The sequence below is a fragment of the Sphingomonas elodea ATCC 31461 genome, from assembly GCF_000226955.1.
GTDB classification, from domain to species: domain Bacteria; phylum Pseudomonadota; class Alphaproteobacteria; order Sphingomonadales; family Sphingomonadaceae; genus Sphingomonas; species Sphingomonas elodea.
The window spans coordinates 21,724-28,234 of record NZ_AGFU01000033.1 but is presented as its reverse complement, the minus strand read 5'-3'; the positions used below and the strand labels follow the sequence as shown (position 1 = coordinate 28,234).

The 6,511-nt window shown below is 67.5% G+C and carries 4 protein-coding genes and 2 pseudogenes; all 6 read right to left on the bottom strand.

Features of this window, described 5'->3' with window-relative positions; all coding sequences use genetic code 11:
- Positions 1-2,196: TonB-dependent receptor (locus KK7_RS20510; protein ID WP_010544619.1), on the bottom strand; the 2,196-nt coding region annotated here is incomplete at its 3' end.
- A gap of 223 nt (positions 2,197-2,419) precedes the next feature.
- Positions 2,420-3,016 (bottom strand): annotated as a pseudogene (locus KK7_RS20505) (pyridoxal-phosphate dependent enzyme); the annotation flags it as partial.
- Between the two features lie 94 nt (positions 3,017-3,110).
- Positions 3,111-3,485 (bottom strand): annotated as a pseudogene (locus tag KK7_RS21880) (RrF2 family transcriptional regulator); the annotation flags it as partial.
- The gene (locus KK7_RS23380; protein ID WP_051121307.1) at positions 3,376-3,870 is read right to left on the bottom strand and encodes a beta-xylosidase family glycoside hydrolase; all 495 of its coding nucleotides are present in this window, start codon (positions 3,868-3,870) and stop codon (positions 3,376-3,378) included. The pseudogene KK7_RS21880 and the gene KK7_RS23380, both read right to left, overlap by 110 nt.
- Positions 3,871-3,900: 30 nt before the next feature.
- On the bottom strand, positions 3,901-4,749 hold the full coding sequence (locus KK7_RS23375) for a family 43 glycosylhydrolase (protein ID WP_051121306.1): 849 nt from the start codon (positions 4,747-4,749) through the stop codon (positions 3,901-3,903).
- The gene (locus KK7_RS0110545; protein WP_010544616.1) at positions 4,746-6,395 is read right to left on the bottom strand and encodes a glycoside hydrolase family 43 protein; all 1,650 of its coding nucleotides are present in this window, start codon (positions 6,393-6,395) and stop codon (positions 4,746-4,748) included. Before KK7_RS0110545 ends, KK7_RS23375 begins: the two co-directional genes overlap by 4 nt.
- Positions 6,396-6,511 lie beyond the last annotated feature (116 nt).

The following is a 6,511-nucleotide window of genomic DNA, read 5'->3' as shown; positions in this document are numbered from 1 at the left end:
CCCGCCCCGCCACGACCAGTCGGCATGGCCGTAGAGCGTTACCCGCTCGGTCAGTGCGTGGCTGGCATCGGTGCCGAGCGAGGCGGACCATTTGGGCACGCCGGCCAGCCGCTGCCCGCTCATGTTCTGGAGCGGTGTGCCGGCGGGCAGCGCAGCGGTGGGGTTGAGTGCCTCCACCGGCGTCGGGCCGTTCGGATAGTCGCGATAGGAGGCGTCGGTATAAGCAAGCGCCCCGGTGAAGCCGAGATCGGCGATCGGTTGCCAGGCCAGATCCGCCTCGAACCCGCGCGACCGGACCTTCGGGATATTGGCGATGTAGTTGATGTAGCTGTTGGTGCCGATCACCTGCTGGACGATCGTCGTCTGGTAATTGGTCACGTCCGCCCAGAAACCGGCCAGGTTCGCGGTGAGGGTGCGGTGGAACAGCTGGGACTTGAGGCCGATCTCGTAATTATCTGTCTGCTCGGGATCGACGACCGCGCTCACGCCCGCCGGGATGGTGGTGAGATTGAGGCCCTGCGACTTGGTGCCGCGCGAATTGGTGGCGTAGAGCAGCACGTCCTCGACCGGCTTCCAGCTCAGCGTCGCCAGCCAGGACCAGCTGTCGTCCGTGGCATTCACGCTGTAATTCGCTTGGGGCGCCAGGCCGTTGCGGATCGCCTGTGCGCGCGTGGCCTGCGCGGCGGTCAGTCCGGCAAGCGACTTGCCGTCGGTCTGTACCGAGACATAGCTGCCCCATTTGTCCTCATGGGTGAAGCGCAGCCCGGTGGTGAGGCTGAGCCGCGGGGTGATATGCCAGCTCGTCTGCGCGAAGGCGGCGAGGCTGCGGGTGTGCGGATCGGAGCGCGAGCGCGAGGTGAACCCGTTCACCGCGGCATCGGAGACCACCGGCGCGTCGTTCGGATACAGCCAGTTGGCGGCATCCTCGCCATAGATCGCGGCGCCGCGCCCGCGCACCACCTGCCAGAAATAGTATCCGCCGATCAGCCAGTCGACATGGGCGGAACCGCTGGAGGCGATGCGGACCTCCTGGCTGAACTGGCGCTGGAAATTCTGCTGGTTGCTCTGGAGGTTGACTGACAGCCGGGTGACGTCGGCATCGTTCGACGGGTACCAGTTCCAATGCCGCCCGGCGGTGATGGAAGTGATCGTTGCCCCGCCCAGGTCGTAATTGACCTCGCCCGACAGGCCCCATGTATCCATGATCGCGTAGAAGGGCGAATTGGCGTCGGTCTTGCGCGCGAAGGGGTCGAAGGCGAGCGGCGTGTAGCCCGCTCGCGCCGCCCGCTGCAGCCAGTTGTTCGCAATGGTCGTGCCGTTGGCATAGCTGGTGAAGACGGAGACCGGCAGGTTGATGCAGCATTGCTGGCGCTGGTTGGAATAGTCGCCGATCAGCCGGATCGACAGCCCGCTGAGCGGCGTGACCAGCACCTGCCCGCGTGCGGTGAAGTCGTCATAGTTGTGGACGTCGCTGCCGGTGGTGACGTTGTGCAGGAAGCCATCGCGGTGCGTTTCGGCAAGGCTGATCCGCGCGGCGGCAAGGCCATCGACCAGCGGACCGCTCAGCGAGCCGCGCAGCTGGCGATAGCCATAGTCGCCGAAACTGGCCTCGCCGCTTGCCTCGGTTTCGAAGCTCGGCAGGCGCGAGCTGATGTTGATCGCGCCGGCGGTGGTGTTCTTGCCGAACAGCGTACCCTGTGGCCCGCGCAGCACCTCGACGCGTTCGAGATCGACCAGGTCGAACTGGCTCTGCCCCGGCCGGCCGTAATAGACGCCGTCGATATAGAGGCCGACGCCGTTTTCGATCCCGTCATTGGTGAGCGCGACGTTGGAGCCGAGGCCGCGGATGTTGATGTTGGTGTTGCGCGGGTTGAAACTGAACACCTGCAGCGCGGGCACCAGTTGCTGGATCTGATCGAGCCGATAGTCGCCGCGCGCGGCCAGCGTCTCGCCGCTGATCGCGCTGAGGGCGATCGGCACGTCCTGCGCACGCTCGGTGCGGCGGCGGGCGGTGACGACGATGTCGCTCCCTCCGGCAGCGGGCGCCGCATCGCTATCCGCGGGCCCTTCCGCCAGCGGCGTGCGCACCGGATCGATGGCGGCGAGCTGGACGGTCTGGGCCTGGGCGGCGCCTGCGAAGAGCGCGACGAGGCTGGCGCCGGCAAGCCATGCCGGCACGGACGAAGCAAACGACAATGGAATCTCCCTGAGCAATGGTCGTCGGCCGATCGTCTTCGCCGGGCGCGGCTTTCCCTTGCCCAGCATGCGCGCGGGCGGCCGGACTGCGGCGGCGTTAGCGATGGATCGTCGGCTCTCTGGAACCGGGTGAGTGGGTCAGCGGCCCCGGTAGATGGGTGGGATCATGATGCCTCCCTCTTGGTGAGGCCTTATCTCTACTGAATAGGTAGAGATTAGGAATTTAGTTTGGCTTTGCGTCCGCCAAGTGCAGCTTGGGCGCAGCCACCGCCTTCCTTTCGGCAAGGAAACCGGGGACCGAGAGATAGCGCTCGCCGGTGTCGTAAGCGAAGCCGAGCATGCGCAGCCCGGCGAGTTCGGGCAGCTTCGCCGCGATCGCAGCCAGGGTGGCGCCGGAGCTCAGCCCCACCAGCAGTCCTTCGCGCCGCGCTGCCGCCTGGGCGAACCGGCGGGCCGCTTCCGCCTCCACCTGCACCACGCCGTCGAGCATGTCGGCATGGAGGTTGGCCGGGACGAATCCCGCGCCGATTCCCTGGATAGGGTGCGGCCCCGCGGCTCCTGCGGACAGCACCGGCGAGGCGGCGGGCTCCACGGCGAACACCTGCAGCCCCGGCCAGTCCATCTTCAGCGTCTCGGCAAGCGCGGTGATATGGCCGCCGGTGCCCACGCCGGTGAGGATCGTGTCGACCGGCTCGTTGCGAAAATCGGCGAGGATCTCGATCATGTTGGTGCGGGCATGCGCATCGATATTGGCGGGATTGTCGAACTGGCGCGGCATCCATGCCCCGGGCGTCGCCGCCGCCAGCAACCGGGCGGTCTCGTCGCGCACCTGCAGCAGCAGATGGCGCAGACGGCACGGCGCTTCGGGCACGCAACTCGCACTGCCCATGCGGGTCGCGGCTGGCGCAGGGGACCAGCGCGATCGATCCGCGCATCAGGCGGATCATCTCGCCGATGCGAACCTCGGCAGGCGCCGGCACCAGCAGATAGCTGCCCTCGCGCCCGCGCTGCGAGCGGTCCAGTCCCACGCGGTCGAGTTCGGAGAGGATGACGGCCAGGAACTTGGCCGCATTATTCTGTGCAGCGACGATTTCCGCAGGCTGCACTGCGCGGCTCCCCAGTCGATCGGCAAGGTGTTGCAACGCGCGGATCGCGTAGCGGCTCTTCCGCGCACCGCGTTCAGCGCGACAGGGTGAAGCGGTCCACGTCCAGCACCCCGCCGCCGCTGCCCGGATGGAAGCAGGACAGCGCGAACTGGACCCCCTGGAAGGTGCCGGTCCGCCAGTCATAGACCAGCGGCACCGTGCCGCCGAGCGGCGTGAACCGTCGTCCATCCTCGCTGTACGAAAGCAGCGCGGTTTCGGCGGTGAAATCCATCTCCGTGCGCAGCCACAAGCGGGCGGCGTGGGTCGGCACCGCCTTAACGCGCACCTCGGTCTTCGGCCCGGTCGTGGTGGATTCGGTGACCCGCATCGATAGGGCCCGGCCGCCGTCCGGCTGGCCGACTATCGCGATCGTCGCGCTATACTTGCCGAAGGTGCCGAAGCCGCAGACATCGCCCGGCCGGATGCCGGCGGGGTCGACGACCACCTCGCCGCGCGAATAGGGGGCCTGGCCCTTCTGCGCCAGCGTGTTGCGTCCCCACCAGAGCTGGTCCGCCGGGACGGCGCGCAACCGCAGCCAGCCGCGCCGCGCCGTTAGCGATCAATAGGGGTCGAGTGGATTGTGATTCCACTGCCACTGTCGCCCGAGGGTGGCGGCGTTGAAATCGTCCGAGCTCGGCGGCTCGATGAAGCGGCCGCCCCGGATCGGCTTTTGTACGCGTTCCGGCACGCGCCCCGGCGCATCGGGCGTGCCCCAGACGGGCCAGCCGTCGCGCCAGAACACCGGGCTGATGTTGGTCACCCGGCCGATCGGCCCGGAATCGCGCATCACGAAGCCCACATCGCGGCCGTCGGCGAGATCGACCAGCGCCCCCTGATGGCCCCCCGTGGTGTCGTCGATCTGCGGGCGGGTCTCCCACGGCCCGTCGAGCTTGCGCGCCCGCGAGACGGTGAGCGCCAGCTTGTTCGGGATCGCGTTGAACAGATAGTACCAGCCGTTGCGCTTGAGCAGCTTCGACCCTTCCGCGCCCTTGTTGTAGTAGATCACCCGGCTCGCGCTGATCCGCGAGACGGTCTTGTCCAGCGTGTGGAGCGTGATCGTGCCGTCGGTGCCGATCGAGGTGGCGAGATAGACCTTTCCGTCATCGTCGAAGAACAGCGGGGGGGCGAAGGCGGCGCGGTCGAGCGCGACATAGGTCCAGGGCCCGCGCGGGTTGCGCGCGCGGTAGATGCGGGTGTTCTGCCGGATCGGCGTCACCGCCAGATAGAACATGCCGCCATGGTAGCGCAGGCTCGGCGCATAGACGCCGCCGCGATAGGCGCCGCCCTCCTGCAGGTCGAACGCCGGCAGTCCGTCGAGCCTCGGTATGACATGCGAGAGGATGTCCCAGTTCACCAGGTCGCGCGAATGGAGCAAGAGCGCCGCGGCCAGCGCCGCGGCCCGCATCATCGCATCACCGCCATCGGGCCAATGATCGTGCCGACGAAACCACCGGCCTCGTGCGTGCTGAGGAACCGGGCGTCGACGTCATATTGCAACGTCTTCAGCCGACCGCCGACGCGATAGTCGAACCGCATCTTGCCGCCGCGGATTGCAAGGGCGAGCTGCACGGGCGCCATCCCCGGCAGCGGCGTGGCGGCGACCAGCCGCTCCTTGCCCTTTTCGGTGGTGTAGAGCGCCAGCGTGCGGATGCCGGACGTGCGGGTGAGCCCGAAGAACAGGTTGTTCTCGTCGCTCTGCACCGCGGCGAGGCCGGCGCGGTCGCCGTCCTTTGCGGGCGTGTAGCGCACGACGACACTGACATCCGCGTTTGCGTGCTGTTGCCTGCGGCCGACAAAACCCGGCACCTGCGTCAGGTCGCCGAGCGGCGCCCCCCTAGTGATCACCAGTTCGCCGCGCTCGACCTTGTAGAAGGGCACCCTGGGCGTGCGGATGCCGACCCACTGCATCGACAGCCGGCTGCCGGCGAAGCGATCGACATAGCCGAAGTCGCCGCTGGTCGGCAGCGCCGGCCTTGCCTGCCCGGGCAGCCTGGGCGCCCTGGCGACGAGCGGCAACGGCGTGCCCTTGGGCAGGATGATCGGCCACCCGTCGACCCAGCGGACCGGCAGCAGGAAGGTCTCGCGGCCGGTATTGTAGAAATCGTCGGCATAGGGGCGCACGCCGAGGAACGTCGCCCACCACTCGCCGGTCTGGGTCTGCACCAGCTTGGCGTGGCCGGTGGAGGTCACCGGATTCGGCCGCTTGGGATCCAGGTCGCGCTGGGTTAGGATCGGATTGCCGGCGAAGGGCAGATAGGGGCCGCGCAGGTCCCTGGAGCGGAACACGACCTGCGAATGGTTGACACTGGTCCCGCCCTCGGCGGCGATGAGATAATACCAGCCGTCCTTCTTGAAGACGTGCGGCCCCTCGATCCATTCCGGCTTCTTCGTGATGTCGACCCCGCCGTTGACCAGCTGGGTGCTGGGGCCGACCATCTTGCCCGTGCGCCAGTCAAATTCCTGGAGCCAGATCGCGCGGTGCCCCTCGTAGCGGGCGGTCTCGTCCGGCGCGCGATTGTTGACGATATAGGCCCTGTCGCCCTCCCAGTAGATCGACGGGTCGATGCCCTCGAACGGCAGCCAGACCGGATCCGACCAGGGACCGCGCGGATCCTTGGCGGTGATGACGAAATTGCCGCGGCAGCTCACGCAGGTGTTGACGATGTAGAAGGTGCCGGCGTGCCAGGAGATGTCCGGCGCGAACACCGCCTGCGAGGTGCGCATGCCGGTGAAATCGAGCTGGCCGGGACGGTCGATCGCGTTGGCGATCTGCGTCCAGTGTACCAGATCCCGCGAATGGAAGATCGGCAGCCCCGGATAATGGGCGAAGGACGACAGCACGAGATAATAGTCGTTGCCGACGCGCGTGACCGAGGGATCGGGGTAATAGCCCGACAAGATCGGATTGCGATAGGCGCCGGGCGCAACCGCCGGGGCCGACATGGCATGGCCTGCATAGCGGAACTCGCTGAAGCGCGCGGGGCTCTGCGCCAGGGCGGGGGCGGCCATCGAGCAGGCAAGTGCCGTCGCGGCGAAAATCGTCAAAACTTTCATGGCATCCCCTCGCAATTCGCATCCCGCCCGGTTCGGGCGGCGATGTCCGCGAAGCCCATCATAAGGGGGTGGTTCAGGATGATAAACCGCCACGTGAAGCCGAAATGGTCGTAGGC